Raw genomic sequence first — 13,471 nt, forward strand, 5'->3', positions numbered from 1 at the left:
CTCGCTCCTACAGGGCTTTGTGCATACCGCAGAACCCTTGTAGGAGCGAGGCTTGCCCGCGAAGGCGCCAGGCCAGGATGCCCCATCGCGAGCAGGCTCGCTCCCACAATGGACCTGCTTTGTGCAGAAAATCGGCTAAGACCCGGACTCCTGTGGGAGCGAGCCTGCTCGCGATGAGGCCAGACCAGACACCGCAGAACCCAACGGTTATTCCCCGGAGAACCGCAATGACCGACACTCCCATGACCCCCGCCGAATTCGAACAGGCGTTGCGCGCCAAAGGCGCCTATTACCACATCCACCACCCATTCCACCAAGCCATGTACGCCGGGCGCGCCACCCGCGAGCAGATTCAGGGCTGGGTCGCCAATCGCTTCTATTACCAGGTGAACATCCCGCTCAAGGATGCCGCCATCCTCGCCAACTGCCCGGACCGCGACGTGCGCCGGGAGTGGCTGCAACGGATCCTCGACCATGACGGCGTCCCCGGCAGTGAAGGCGGCATCGAAGCGTGGCTACGATTGGGCGAAGCCGTGGGGCTGGATCGCGAACAAATCCTTTCGCAAGAACGGGTGCTGCCGGGCGTGCGTTTCGCCGTGGACGCCTACGTCAATTTCGCCCGTCGCGCTTGCTGGCAAGAAGCGGCCAGCAGCTCGCTGACCGAACTGTTCGCGCCACAAATCCACCAGTCCCGGCTCGACGCCTGGCCCACCCATTACCCATGGATCGACCCGGCCGGTTACGACTATTTCCGTACACGTCTGAGCCAGGCGCGACGTGATGTCGAGCATGGTTTGCGCATCACCCTGGCGCACTACGTCACGGTCGAAGGCCAGCAACGCATGCTGGAGATTCTGCAGTTCAAGCTCGATGTGCTGTGGAGCATGCTTGATGCGATGAGCATGGCCTATGAGCTGGATCGCCCGCCGTATCACACCGTCACCACCGAGCGGGCCTGGCATCGGGGGATCGTCCTGTGAACGCGGTCGAACAGCGCCCCGGTCCACCGCTGTGGTTGCTGGCGGAGCTGACCTATCGCTGCCCGCTGCAATGCCCGTATTGCTCCAACCCGCTGGACTTCGCCCAGCAGGGCGAGGAGTTGAGCACAGAAGAATGGATTCGGGTGTTCCGCGAGGCGCGGGAGATGGGTGCTGCGCAACTGGGTTTTTCCGGTGGCGAACCGTTGGTGCGCCAAGACCTCGCCGAACTGATCAAGGCCGCGCGGGACATGGGTTACTACACCAACCTGATCACCTCAGGCATCGGCCTGACGGAACAGAAGGTCCGCGATTTCAAGGTTGCTGGGCTGGACCACATCCAGATCAGCTTTCAGGCCGCCGACGAAGCGGTCAACAATATGCTTGCCGGCTCGCGCAAGGCCTTCGCCCAGAAACTGGCCATGGCCCGGGCGGTGAAAGCCCAGGGCTACCCGATGGTGCTGAACTTCGTCACCCATCGGCACAACATTGACCAGATCGCGCAGATCATCGAACTGTGCCTAGAGCTGGAGGCGGATTTCGTCGAGTTGGCGACGTGCCAGTTCTACGGTTGGGCCGAACTCAACCGCGTCGGCCTGTTGCCGACCCGCGAACAGTTGCAGCGCGCCGAGCGCATTACTAACGAATACCGCCAGCGGCTTGAGGCCGAGGGCCACCCGTGCAAACTGATTTTCGTCACCCCGGATTACTACGAAGAACGCCCCAAGACCTGCATGAATGGCTGGGCCAACCTGTTTCTCGACATCACCCCGGACGGCACGGCGTTACCGTGTCATAGCGCCCGCCAGTTGCCGGTGCAGTTCCCCAACGTGCGTGAGCACAGCATCGCGCACATCTGGAACGACTCCTTCGGTTTCAACCGTTTTCGTGGCGATGACTGGATGAAGGAGCCATGCCGCTCCTGCGATGAAAAGCACAAGGACCTCGGTGGCTGTCGCTGCCAGGCGTTCATGCTCACGGGAGACGCCAGCAACGCCGACCCGGTGTGCAGCAAGTCGCCGCACCACGACGTTATTCTCAAGGCCCGGGACGAAGCCGACGCGCCGGGGCAGGGCATGGAGTACCTGACCTTGCGCAACGAGAAAGCCTCGCGGCTGATTTATCGCGGATGAATCGTGAGCTGACACAAATCCCCTGTGGGAGCGGGCTTATGTGGCCAGAGGGCTTATGTGGCGAGGGGGCTTGCCCCCGTTCGGCTGCGAAGCAGTCGCAATCCGGACAACTCGTATGCCGGAAAAATTATAGGGGCCGCTTCGCGACCCAACGGGGGCAAGCCCCCTCGCCACATAAGCCCGCTCCCACAGTTGATCTCCAGTGGATACAAATCCGAGTACACCGCGGCTCGCTATCCATTGGTCTGATTGCATTCGCAGCCGGATGCTTTAGTGTGGTCTTTACCTTTCAAAACAATAAAAACAGGCTTTCCAATGAGCCACAATCTCAGCCAGCTGCGTAAATTCGTTTCGCCTGAAATCATCTTCGGTGCCGGCTGTCGGCACAACGTCGGTAACTACGCCAAGACCTTCGGCGCCCGCAAAGTGCTGGTGGTCAGCGACCCCGGTGTGATTGCTGCCGGTTGGGTCGCCGATGTCGAGGCCAGCCTGCAAGCCCAGGGCATCGATTTCTTTTTGTATAGCGACGTTTCGCCCAACCCGCGGATCGAAGAGGTCATGCTCGGCGCCGAGCTGTACCGGGAGAATCACTGCGATGTGATCGTGGCGATCGGTGGCGGCAGCCCGATGGATTGCGGCAAGGGCATCGGCATTGTCGTCGCCCACGGGCGCAACATCCTCGAGTTCGAGGGCGTGGACATGTTGCGCATGCCCAGCCCGCCGCTGATCCTGATCCCGACCACCGCCGGCACGTCGGCCGATGTGTCGCAGTTCGTGATCATCTCCAATCAGCAAGAACGTATGAAATTCTCCATCGTCAGCAAGGCCGCAGTGCCGGACGTGTCGCTGATCGACCCGGAAACCACCCTGAGCATGGACCCGTTCCTGTCGGCCTGTACCGGCATCGACGCGTTGGTCCATGCCATCGAAGCCTTTGTCTCCACCGGTCACGGGCCGCTCACCGACCCTCATGCGCTGGAGGCGATGCGGCTGATCAACGGCAATCTGGTGCAAATGATCGCCAACCCCGGCGACATCGCCCTGCGCGAGAAAATCATGCTCGGCAGCATGCAGGCCGGTCTGGCGTTCTCCAACGCGATCCTTGGTGCGGTGCACGCCATGTCCCACAGCCTCGGCGGCTTCCTCGATCTGCCCCATGGCCTGTGCAATGCGGTGTTGGTGGAACACGTGGTGGCGTTCAACTACAGCTCGGCGCCGGAGCGCTTCAAGGTGATCGCCGAGACGTTCGGTATTGATTGCCGTGGCCTCAATCACCGGCAGATTTGCGGGCGACTGGTCGAACACCTGATCGCCCTCAAACACGCCATCGGCTTCCACGAAACCCTGGGCCTGCACGGGGTGAGTACGGCGGACATTCCGTTCCTGTCGCAACACGCCATGCACGACCCGTGCATCCTTACCAACCCGCGCGAATCCAGTCAGCGCGACGTCGAGGTCGTCTATGGCGAAGCCCTCTGACGAGCAACAACGGGCGCTGACCGGGTTACTCGGTTTAGGCAACCATTCGGCGCGCAAGAGTCATTACCCGGAACTGGCTGCGCGACTGGATGAGCTGGAAACCGAACGCAACCGCTACAAATGGCTGTTCGAAAACGCGGTACACGGAATCTTCCAGGCCAGCCTGCTGGAGGGCATGCGCGCCGCCAACCCGGCGCTGGCGCGGATGCTCGGCTATCAAAACCCCCAGGAGGTGCTGTTTACCCTGACGGACCTGGCGGGCACGTTGTTCGTCGGCGGGGCGCAAGAACTGGAAAGCATCGGCGAAATCCTCCAGCGCGAGCGCAGCCTGCTGGGCTATGAAACTCAGCTGCGGCGCAAGGACGGCAGCGTCCTCGACGTGTTGATGAACTTGCTGCTCAAACCGGATCAGGAAGGTTTGGTGGAGGGTTTTGTCGCCGACATCACCGAACGAAAACTCGCTCAGCAGCGCTTGCAACAACTCAATGACGAACTGGAGCAACGGGTCACCGCGCGCACCAACGAGTTGCTGGACGCCGCAGAAGCCTTGCGCGATGCCCGGGATGCCGCCGAAGCGGCCAATCGCAGCAAGGACAAATACCTCGCCGCCGCCAGTCACGACTTGCTGCAACCGCTCAACGCCGCGCGTTTGCTGATCTCGACCTTGCGCGAGCGCAAACTGCCTGACGTCGAGCAGGTGCTGGTGGAGCGCACGCATCAGGCGCTGGAAGGGGCTGAAGATTTGCTCACCGATCTGCTGGATATTTCCCGGCTCGATCAGGCCGCGGTGAAGCCGGACATTGCCCTGTACCGCCTTGACGAATTGTTCGCGCCACTGGTCTCGGAGTTTCAGTCGGTGGCCGCGGCTGCCGGGTTGAACCTGCGGGTCCACATGGGCGATTACGCCATTCATACCGACTTGCGCCTGATGACCCGAATCCTGCGCAACTTCCTCAGCAATGCCTGCCGCTACACCGACGAAGGCTGCATTCTGCTGGGGGCAAGACGTCGGGGCGATGCGTTGCGTATCGAAGTCTGGGACACCGGGCGCGGGATCCCGGCGGATCGTCTTGACTCGATCTTCCTCGAGTTCAACCAACTGGACGTCGGGCGCGCCGCCGATCGCAAGGGCGTGGGGCTGGGACTGGCGATTGTCGAACGCATCGCCAAGATCCTCGACTACAGGATTCAGGTTCATTCGCTGCCGGGGCGCGGTTCGATGTTCAGCATCGAGGTGCCGATTTCCCATGAAATCCCACTGCCGATCAGTCAGGTCGCGCCGCAGCCAAGTACCGGCAACCCGTTGCCGGGCCGGCGTCTGTTGGTGCTGGACAACGAGGTCAGCATTCTTGAAAGCATGAGCGCGCTGCTCGGCCAGTGGGGTTGCGAGGTGGTCACCGCCACCGACGAGGCCACCGCGCTGGTGGCTTTGCAGGGACAGGCGCCGGAACTGATCCTGGCGGACTATCACCTGGATCACGGGGTGGTGGGCTGTGAAGTGGTTCGGCATCTGCGCGAGCATTTCAGCCAGGCGATTCCAGCGGTGATCATCACCGCCGACCGCACCGACCAATGTCGGCGTTCACTGCAGCGACTCGACGCGCCGCTGCTGAACAAACCAGTGAAGCCCGGCAAGTTGCGCGCGGTGCTGACTCAGCTGTTGGCGTAGCGATAGCGCAAGCTGAAACCGAGCTCGGCAGATTGGCCGTGCTCCAGCAAACGCAACCCTGGCCGACCCGGCAAGTGGTGGGCATTGACCGGGTGGCTTACCGGTTCGATGCAGAAAAATTCCAGGCCTACGGGGCAGTAGAGCAGGTAGTAGTCGCTGCCGGTGGCCTGGCATTCCAGTTCATAACCCAGTTCGGGTTGCTGGATCAGGCAGTGGCCGTCCCATTCGCAAAAGCCGTTGTCCACCAGCGTTTCGGGTAATGCCCGGGGCTGGTTGAAGTCCCAATCCTTGGGTATCGAAGTGAGTTGTGTTGGCAGTTTTGTGCTGTCGCACAACCAGACCTCTCGCGCCTGCGTCTGCAACCGAGTGCCTGCGGTGCGCGGGAAGTAGGGGTGTAAACCGAGCCCATGCCAGGCGGCGTGTTCAGCCAGATGGGTGACCTGCAAATCGATGCTCAGCTTGCCCTCACTCAGATGGAAACTTTGCCTTGCGCGATAAGCGAAGGGTGCGGTGCTGTCGAGTTGCAGGACGATTTCATCACGGGTGTGCGAGACGATCCGCCACGGCTGTTGCCAGGCACTGCCATGGATCGGTAGGGGATCGGTGAGGCTGTTGGGCGTCAGCGCGAGCCAGCCATCCGGACAGTCGAAACCGCCTTCGGCGATGCGGTTCGACCACGGCGCCAAGGGAAAACAGGCGAGTTTGCCGGGCAGGCCGGTGTTCAAGGCGTGCTGGTCACTGTGGCGCAACAGCGGCTGGCCGCTGCTGCGCACAGTCCAGTTGACGATGCTCGCCCCGAGTTCGGGGGCGAGGGTGAGGCGGGTGAGTTCGTCTTCGAGTTCCAGGAATGTTGGCGTCATGTTGACCAGCGATATGAATGTTTGTGGGACATGAATGAATGGACCTTTTTGTAGGAGCCAGGCTTGCCGGCGAAGGCGTACTCAAGAACGCTTTCGCCGGCAAGCCTGGCTCCTACAAATAAAGGGTCACAACACCAAATGCGGCAACCACAGCGAAATGGCGGGAATGTAGGTCACGGCCATCAGCACCAGGAACAGCACGCCATAGAACGGCAGTAGCGCTTTCACGGTACTTTCGATGCTGACCTTGCCCACCGCCGAGCCGACAAACAGCACCGCGCCCACCGGTGGCGTGATCAAGCCGATCCCCAGGTTCACCAGCATGATCATGCCGAACTGCACCGGGTCTACGCCAATGCCGAGAATCACCGGCATCAGAATCGGCGTGAGGATCAGGATCAGCGGCGCCATGTCCATCACCGTGCCGAGCAACAGCAGCATCACGTTGATACACATCAGGATCACGTAACGGTTGTCCGACAGGGTCAGGAACATCGTGGTGATCTTCGCCGGGATCTGCATCAGCGTCATGATGTAGCCGAAGCTGGCGGCGAAGCCGATCAGGATCATCACGATCGAGATCGTGCGCACCGTGCGGTGCATCAACTTGGGCAGCTCACGCCATTTGTAGTCACGGTAAATGAACATGGTGACGAAGAATGACCACAGCACCGCGATCGCCGCCGATTCGGTGGCGGTGAAGATGCCCGAGAGAATGCCGCCAAGAATGATGACCATCGCCATCAGGCCCCACATCGCTTCACCGCAGATTTTCAGCGCTTGCCGCAGGGGAATGACTTCGCCCTTGGGGTAGTTGCGCTTTCTGGCGAAGATCAGGCACAGCACCATCAGGCACGCGCTCATCAGCAGGCCCGGCACCACGCCGGCCATGAACAGCGAAGCGATCGAAACGGTCCCCCCGGCAGCCAGTGAGTACAGCACTGAGTTATGGCTGGGTGGTGTCAACAGGGCTTGCACTGAACCGCTGACTGTCACTGCGGTGGAGAAATCACGCGGATAGCCGCGACGCTCCATCTCCGGAATCAGCACTGAACCGACCGACGCCGTGTCTGCCACTGAAGACCCGGAAATCGCGCCAAAGAAGGTCGAGGCCATGATGTTCACCAGCGACAAGCCGCCGCGCACGAACCCCACCAGCACCCCGGCAAAAGCCACCAGCCTGCGGGACATGCCGCCCTCGGCCATGATCGCACCGGCAAGCACGAAGAACGGAATCGCCAGCAACGAGAATTTGTTCACACCGCCCGCGACCTGAATCATCAGCGCCTGGAACGGGATGTCGATCCACCACGCACCGATCAGGGCAGAAAGCCCCAGGGCATAGGCGACCGGCATGCCGATCAGGATCAAAGCGATAAAACTGCCGAGCAGAATCAGAGCGTCCATTTAGGCGGCACCTTCGCTTTCTTCAACCAGGTCGAAACGCACGACCCGACGGTTGCTCTGGTCACCGAGCAAGAGTTTTTCCAGCACGAAAATCAGCGTCAGCACACCGCCTACGGGGATCGGCATGTAGGTGATGCCCACGCGCAAGGTAGGCAAGGCGCTCATGAACTGGTTCCAGGTGGACATGCAGAGCTTGGTGCCCCAGATGGCCATGAACAGGCAAATGGTCGCCATCAGCAGTTGCGAAACAATGCTCATGGTCTTGCGCAGTTCGGGGGTCATACGGTCGGTGAGCATGGCCACGGCCATGTGCGCACCGGCGCGATAACTGGCGGCGGCGCCGATGAAGGTGAAGACCATCATCAGCAAGATCGCGGTGGGCTCCGGCCAACTGGAACCGGTGCCGAGGATGTAACGGGCGAAGACGCCCCAGGGAATGATCAGGGAAATAGCCAGGACCGACAGGCCGGCGACCCAGATGCAGGTCATGTAAATCCTGTCGTTGATGCGCAGCAGCAAATTCTTCATCGGATTTCACCGTAACCAGGCGCCGCTGACGATTAACTCGTCAACAGTGCCGGGCCTTTCATGAATGCAGGGAGGGTTACTGAACGGCTTCGATGCGCTTGATCAGGTCGGCGTAAGGCGCGCCGTATTTTTCCCGGACCGACGCCGTGGCTTCATAGAAAGGTTTTTTGTCGACGGTGATGAACTCGACGCCGGCGGCCTTGAGTTTCTCTTCGCTGCTGGCGGACTTCGCATCCCACAGTGTGCGTTCCTGGGCCTGCGCGGCTTTGGCGGCTTTTTTCACCAGCACTTGCTGGTCGGGGCTGAGTTTTTCCCAGGTGATTTTCGACATCACGATTGGCTCGGGCAGGATCAGGTGCCCGGTCAGGCTGTAGAACTTGGCGTTCTGGTAGTGGTTGTGTTCGAGCAGGGTCGGCGGGTTGTTTTCCGCGCCGTCGATCACCCCGGTCTGCAAGGCACTGAAAATCTCGCCGGTATCCATCGCGATGCCATTGCCGCCCATGGCGTTGATGGTGTCGATGAACATCGGGTTGCCCTGCACGCGGATCTTCATGCCTTTGAGGTCGGCGAGGCTGCGAACCGGTTTCTTGGTGTAGATATTGCGCGTGCCGCCGTCCATCCAGGCCAGAGCGACCAGATTGAATTCGGAGTGGGTGATCTTGTCGAGGATTTCGTCACCGACTTCACCGTCGATGACTTTGCGCATGTGCGCCTGGTCGCGGAACACGAACGGCATGTTGAACACGTTCACGTCCGGCACCACTGGCCCGACGATGCCGAGGCTGACCCGGGCCATCTGAATGGCGCCGACCTGGGCCTGTTCGATGACCTCTTTTTCCGAACCGAGCACACCGCCGGCGAACATCTTGAAAGTCAGTTTGCCGTTGCTGTCGGCCACCAGGGTTTTACCCAGTTGTTCTTCGGCGACCACGGTCGGATAACCGGCGGGGTGAATGTCGGCGAATTTGATTTCCAGTGCCTGGGCGGCGCTGCTGAGGGTGAAGGTGAGTGCTGCAGTGATGGGGAGTGCAGCGGCGAGCAAGGTGCGTTTGAAATCCATGGGTTGTGTCTCCAGTCTTGTTGTTTTTTTTATTCAAGGCACAGCGATGCAGCAGAGGGGTTACAGCAATTCGTTGAACACGGGTTCCGGCAAGCCTTTGACGCCGGGGTTGAGGGCAAACACGCCGCCGGCCAGCGACTGTTCGTCATGGTCGTCAGCGGGGCGGATCGAGGTCACAAACAGCGTATCGAGCTGGCTGCCACCGAAGGCGCACATGGTCGGTTTCTTCACCGGCACGGGGAGGGAGCGATCCAGTCGGCCATCGGGGGTGAAACGGTGAATCAGCCCGGCGTCGTTAGCGCAGATCCAATAGCAACCTTCGGCATCCACCGCCGCGCCATCGGGGCGGCCAAGGAAGTGATGCATGTCGACGAACAGCCGACGGTTGGACGGTGTGCCGCTGTCGATGTCGTAATCGAAGGCCCAGATCTGCTGCACATTCGGGTGCGAATCCGAGAGGTACATGGTCTTGCCGTCCGGGCTGAAACCCAGACCATTGGGTACGATGAAACCGCTGAGCCGGGCGTCGAGCGGCCCGGGTTGCCCGGCGCTGTAGCGATAGAGCGTGCCGTCGGCGGCGTTGGCGCCCATGCTCTGCACCATGCTGCCGGCCCAGAAACGGCCCTGACTATCACAGCGGCCATCGTTCAGACGCATGTCGGGGCGGGCGTGATCGACGCGGGCCAGCAGTTCGCTGTCGAGGCTGCCATCGTTGTGCGGGTGCAGGTGAAAGAATCCGCTTTCCATGCCGGCGACCCAGCCACCCGCGCTGTGACGAGCGATACAGGCGAGCATTTGCGGGGCTTTCCAGGCGTGAACGTGCCCGCTGTCGGCGCTCCAGCGCTGTAACCCGCCAGCTGGAATATCGACCCAGTACAGGGCGTTTTCCTCGGGGACCCACACCGGGCTTTCACCGACCGCATTGCGGGCATCGACAATCAATTCGACTTGCATGGCAACGCATTCCCTTGGCTTTGTTATGTGGGGATTGGCGAGGGCTCAGTCGCCGAACGGCCCGGCCGCGACAAAGGCACCACCCTGATAAACCCGGGCCGGATCATCCTCGGCAGGCATTGGCTGGGCTTCGACTTTTTCGCGGAACACTTCGGAGGTGTCCTGCGGCGCAAAACCCAGGTGTGCGGCGAATCGGTTGTCCCACCAGACGTTCTGGTTGTCGGACATGCCGTACACCACGGTGTGGCCGACATTGGGGGTGTACAACGCGCGTTCGAGCAGTCGGGTCATGTCGTCGAAGCTCAGCCAAGTGCTCATCATGCGGCGGTTCTGTGGTTCCGGGAACGAGGAGCCGATGCGGATGCTGACGGTTTCGATGCCATAGCGATCGAAGTAGAAACTGGCCATGTCTTCGCCGTAGGACTTGGACAAGCCGTAATAGCTGTCCGGGCGGCGAGGGGAGTGGGCGTCGAGGGTTTCGTCCTGCTTGTAAAAGCCGATGACGTGGTTGGAGCTGGCGAAAATCACCCGCTTCACGCCGTGGCGGCGAGCCGCTTCGTAGATATGGAACACGCCGCAGATGTTGGCACCGAGGATCTCTTCGAACGGACGCTCCACCGACACGCCGCCGAAGTGCAGGATCGCGTCCACGCCTTCGACCAGTTGATGCACCGCTTGCTTGTCGGCGAGGTCGCACGGCACGACTTCTTCGCGATCATCAATGGCTGGCGCCATGTTGGCGATGTCCGACAGACGAAGGACGTTGGCGTAAGGTCGCAGGCGTTCGCGCAGGACTTTACCGAGGCCACCGGCGGCACCGGTCAGGAGCAGGCGATTGAAGGGGGATGTGGTCGTCATGTAAATCCCTGGGCTAGATAATTGTAGTCATTGGTTGTTGTAGGTTGTCGTATGACTTGGTCGAAGTATTGTTAGGCTTTCCGGCGCTTGTCAACGCGACTTTGGTTGAAATTGACGGAGGGTCATGTTCATTCATCCCTCATGAATGTGCCGAACCTGTGGGATCGGGCTTGTGGCGAGGGGGCTTGCCCCCGTTGGACTGCGTAGCAGTCCCCGAGCTTCTGGTTTTGGGGCCGCTCCGCGACCCAACGGGGGCAAGCCCCCTCGCCACAATCTCCCACATGGGATTTATGCCAACCTGAAAAGGTGTCCCGCCTTACAACAACGAAATCGGGTAACTGATAAAGATCCTGTTCTCATCGAATTCATTGGTGCTGAAATCACGGCGGATGGTCGCGTTGCGCCATTTGACGTTGAAGCTCTTCAGCGCGCCGCTTTGCACGGTGTAGGCCAGTTCCGATTCACGGCCCCATTCCTTGCCATCGGTGATCGCTCCGGTATGCACGTTATCGCCACTGATGTAGCGGTTCATCAGCGTCAGGCCGGGGATGCCGAGGGCGACGAAGTTGTAGTCGTGGCGCACCTGCCAGGAGCGTTCCTTGGCATTGTCATAGCTGGCGTTGTAGCTGTCGTTGGCGAGCGTGCCGCCGCTGGTGCCGTTGACGCGCATCCAGGCGCTGTCGCCGCTGAGTTTTTGCAGGCCGATATAAAAGGTGTTGCCACCGTATTTGGCCGAGAGCAGGGCGAACGCGGTTTTGTTATCGAGGTCGCCGGCCAGAGCGTTGCCGTCTTCCTTGCCGATGAAGTAACCGAGGTTGGCACCCAGGGTCCAGTCACCCATGGGCTGGCTATGGCTCAGGTTGAAATACTGCTGCTGATAAATATCGCTGAGTTCCGCGTACCACACGCCGACCTGAGTACGCTTTTCATTGAACGCATACTCGCCGCCGCCAAAGTTGAAGCGGTCGGAGGTGAACGCGCCTCTGCCGTTCATCGACATGTCTTCCATGCTCGCATCATTGCGCGGGCTGTTGCCGCGGAACTGGCCGCCGTAGAGCGTCAGGCCGCTGAGTTCGGTGGAGGTGACCTGGCCGCCGCGAAAGGTTTGCGGCAGCGAGCGACCATCATCGGAGCGCAGGATCGGCAGCACCGGCATCCATTCCCCGACCTTCAATTCGGTTTTCGACACCTTGGCTTTCAGCGCTACACCCAGACGGCCGAAGTTGTCGGCGGGGCGGCCGTCATCATGAATCGGCAACAACTGCGTACCGCCCGTGCCCTTACCGCCGTCGAGTTTCTGCGAGTACATACCGAGCACATCCACGCCGAAACCGACGGGACCCTGAGTGAACCCGGATTTGGCGTCGAGGATGAAGTTCTGCGTCCACTCTTCAGCCTTGCCCTGGGCATTGTTCGGGTTGGTGAAGTTGCGATTGATGTAGGCATTGCGCAGATTCAACGTGGCCTTGGCGTCATCGACGAAACCTTCGGCCTGACTGGTCATGGGCAGGACGAAGGCCAGGCTGCTGCAACCGATCAGGCTAAGGGTATGGCGACGGACAAAGGTGGGGCGAGGGGTGCTGGTGAAGGAATTACGGGCGAATCTGCTCACGATAACGCTCCCTTGTTTTTTGTTGTTTTTATTTTCGTTATACGTCGTCGTACAACGTTGGCGGCGATTATTTGCGAGGCGTTAAGGGGATGTCAATCACAAGTTATACGATGACTTGTCCATCAGCATTGACTGTCACCAAGCCGCAAGACCACCGTACGAAGTTTCGTTTTCCTCTGTCGCCCCGAGCCAGAGCGGATGCTAGTCTTGACCAACGCTGTTGTCAGGGAGCCCTCATGGGCAATCACAAGATCGAGATTCGTCGCAGTAACGTCGAAAAGATTCTGCTGGGAGCCGAAAAGGTCTTCGCCGAAAAAGGTTTCGGCAGCACCGCCATGGCCGACATCGCCGCCGAAGTGCAACTGCCGCGTTCCAACTTGCATTACTACTTCAGCACCAAGAGCGAGCTGTACAGCGCGGTATTGCTGGGTTTGCTGGAGGTCTGGAAGCAGGACGCCTTGTGCTTCGAAATGTTCGACGACCCGCGTGTGGTGCTCAGCAGTTACATCCGCGCCAAGATGAACCATTCCCGCAGCCGACCATACGGTTCGAAAGTCTGGGCCAACGAAATCATCCACGGTGCGCCGACACTGGGTGAGAAACTGGACGCCAGCCTGTACGACTGGGCCAAGATGAAAGAAGCGAAAATTCGCCAGTGGGTGGAGGACAAACGCATCCTGCCGGTGGAGCCTTCCAGCCTGCTGTACATGATCTGGGCTTCGACCCAGCACTACGCCGACTTCGATCACCAGGTGAATATTCTTAATGACCACCAGCCGCTGTCGGACATGCAATTCGAGCGGGCGGTGCAGACGGTGACCAGCGTGATCTTGCGCGGGATCGGGTTGGAGCCGTAACCCGATCATTCCCACGCTCTGCGTGGGAATGCCTCAATGGACGCTCTGCGTCCGCTCTTGGGACGCGGAGCGTCCCG

General features: G+C 60.4%; 12 protein-coding genes. 5 read left to right on the plus strand and 7 right to left on the minus strand.

The window, feature by feature from the left end:
- Window positions 1–227: 227 nt before the first annotated feature.
- From pqqC to PMI18_RS17500, 4 genes are all read left to right on the plus strand, one after another.
- Window positions 228–980 carry a pyrroloquinoline-quinone synthase PqqC gene (gene pqqC / locus PMI18_RS17515; RefSeq protein WP_007899490.1) on the plus strand — a complete coding sequence of 251 codons (753 nt, stop codon included), beginning with the start codon at window positions 228–230 and terminating at the stop codon, window positions 978–980.
- Window positions 977–2,110 carry a pyrroloquinoline quinone biosynthesis protein PqqE gene (gene pqqE, locus PMI18_RS17510; RefSeq protein ID WP_007899492.1) on the plus strand — a complete coding sequence of 378 codons (1,134 nt, stop codon included), beginning with the start codon at window positions 977–979 and terminating at the stop codon, window positions 2,108–2,110. The genes pqqC and pqqE overlap by 4 nt, the downstream gene beginning before the upstream one ends.
- A 315-nt stretch (window positions 2,111–2,425) precedes the next feature.
- Window positions 2,426–3,589 carry an alcohol dehydrogenase-like regulatory protein ErcA gene (ercA, locus tag PMI18_RS17505; protein ID WP_007899495.1) on the plus strand — a complete coding sequence of 388 codons (1,164 nt, stop codon included), beginning with the start codon at window positions 2,426–2,428 and terminating at the stop codon, window positions 3,587–3,589.
- Complete coding sequence (locus PMI18_RS17500; protein ID WP_007899499.1) at window positions 3,573–5,258, plus strand: PAS domain-containing hybrid sensor histidine kinase/response regulator; 1,686 nt, start codon at window positions 3,573–3,575, stop codon at window positions 5,256–5,258. The genes ercA and PMI18_RS17500 overlap by 17 nt, the downstream gene beginning before the upstream one ends.
- On the opposite strand, the gene PMI18_RS17495 is transcribed toward PMI18_RS17500, so the two are convergent.
- From PMI18_RS17495 to PMI18_RS17465, 7 genes are all read right to left on the minus strand, one after another.
- On the minus strand, window positions 5,243–6,118 hold the full coding sequence (locus PMI18_RS17495; RefSeq protein ID WP_007899500.1) for an aldose 1-epimerase: 876 nt from the start codon (window positions 6,116–6,118) through the stop codon (window positions 5,243–5,245). The two genes, PMI18_RS17500 and PMI18_RS17495, sit on opposite strands and share 16 nt — an antisense overlap.
- A gap of 126 nt (window positions 6,119–6,244) precedes the next feature.
- Window positions 6,245–7,525, minus strand: a complete 1,281-nt coding sequence (locus PMI18_RS17490; RefSeq protein ID WP_007899501.1) for a TRAP transporter large permease — start codon at window positions 7,523–7,525, stop codon at window positions 6,245–6,247.
- The gene (locus tag PMI18_RS17485) at window positions 7,526–8,053 is read right to left on the minus strand and encodes a TRAP transporter small permease (RefSeq protein ID WP_033036308.1); all 528 of its coding nucleotides are present in this window, start codon (window positions 8,051–8,053) and stop codon (window positions 7,526–7,528) included.
- A 76-nt stretch (window positions 8,054–8,129) separates the two neighbouring features.
- Window positions 8,130–9,113 (minus strand): TRAP transporter substrate-binding protein, encoded by a 984-nt coding sequence (locus PMI18_RS17480; protein ID WP_007899503.1) that lies wholly within the window; start codon window positions 9,111–9,113, stop codon window positions 8,130–8,132.
- A 60-nt stretch (window positions 9,114–9,173) separates the two neighbouring features.
- Window positions 9,174–10,067: an SMP-30/gluconolactonase/LRE family protein gene (locus tag PMI18_RS17475; protein WP_007899504.1), complete on the minus strand. Its 894-nt coding sequence runs from the start codon at window positions 10,065–10,067 to the stop codon at window positions 9,174–9,176.
- Between the two features lie 45 nt (window positions 10,068–10,112).
- Entirely contained in the window at window positions 10,113–10,925 is an 813-nt protein-coding gene (locus PMI18_RS17470; protein ID WP_007899505.1) for an NAD-dependent epimerase/dehydratase family protein, read from the minus strand.
- A gap of 316 nt (window positions 10,926–11,241) precedes the next feature.
- Window positions 11,242–12,537 (minus strand): OprD family porin, encoded by a 1,296-nt coding sequence (locus PMI18_RS17465; RefSeq protein ID WP_007899506.1) that lies wholly within the window; start codon window positions 12,535–12,537, stop codon window positions 11,242–11,244.
- A gap of 236 nt (window positions 12,538–12,773) precedes the next feature.
- Between PMI18_RS17465 and PMI18_RS17460 the strand changes: the two genes are divergently transcribed.
- Window positions 12,774–13,394: a TetR/AcrR family transcriptional regulator gene (locus PMI18_RS17460; protein WP_007899508.1), complete on the plus strand. Its 621-nt coding sequence runs from the start codon at window positions 12,774–12,776 to the stop codon at window positions 13,392–13,394.
- The last annotated feature ends 77 nt before the right edge of the window (window positions 13,395–13,471 follow it).

Source organism: Pseudomonas sp. GM102 (assembly GCF_000282555.1).
In the GTDB taxonomy this organism is placed as follows: Bacteria; Pseudomonadota; Gammaproteobacteria; order Pseudomonadales; family Pseudomonadaceae; genus Aquipseudomonas.

Bases quoted from the DNA above. Each gene is read 5' to 3' on its own strand.
- pqqC (WP_007899490.1), top strand. From the start codon at position 228: ATGACCGACACTCCCATGACCCCCGCCGAATTCGAACAGGCGTTGCGC.
- ercA (WP_007899495.1), top strand. From the start codon at position 2,426: ATGAGCCACAATCTCAGCCAGCTGCGTAAATTCGTTTCGCCTGAAATC.
- PMI18_RS17500 (WP_007899499.1), top strand. From the start codon at position 3,573: ATGGCGAAGCCCTCTGACGAGCAACAACGGGCGCTGACCGGGTTACTC.
- PMI18_RS17495 (WP_007899500.1), bottom strand. From the start codon at position 6,118: ATGACGCCAACATTCCTGGAACTCGAAGACGAACTCACCCGCCTCACC.
- PMI18_RS17490 (WP_007899501.1), bottom strand. From the start codon at position 7,525: ATGGACGCTCTGATTCTGCTCGGCAGTTTTATCGCTTTGATCCTGATC.
- PMI18_RS17485 (WP_033036308.1), bottom strand. From the start codon at position 8,053: ATGAAGAATTTGCTGCTGCGCATCAACGACAGGATTTACATGACCTGC.
- PMI18_RS17480 (WP_007899503.1), bottom strand. From the start codon at position 9,113: ATGGATTTCAAACGCACCTTGCTCGCCGCTGCACTCCCCATCACTGCA.
- PMI18_RS17475 (WP_007899504.1), bottom strand. From the start codon at position 10,067: ATGCAAGTCGAATTGATTGTCGATGCCCGCAATGCGGTCGGTGAAAGC.
- PMI18_RS17470 (WP_007899505.1), bottom strand. From the start codon at position 10,925: ATGACGACCACATCCCCCTTCAATCGCCTGCTCCTGACCGGTGCCGCC.
- PMI18_RS17460 (WP_007899508.1), top strand. From the start codon at position 12,774: ATGGGCAATCACAAGATCGAGATTCGTCGCAGTAACGTCGAAAAGATT.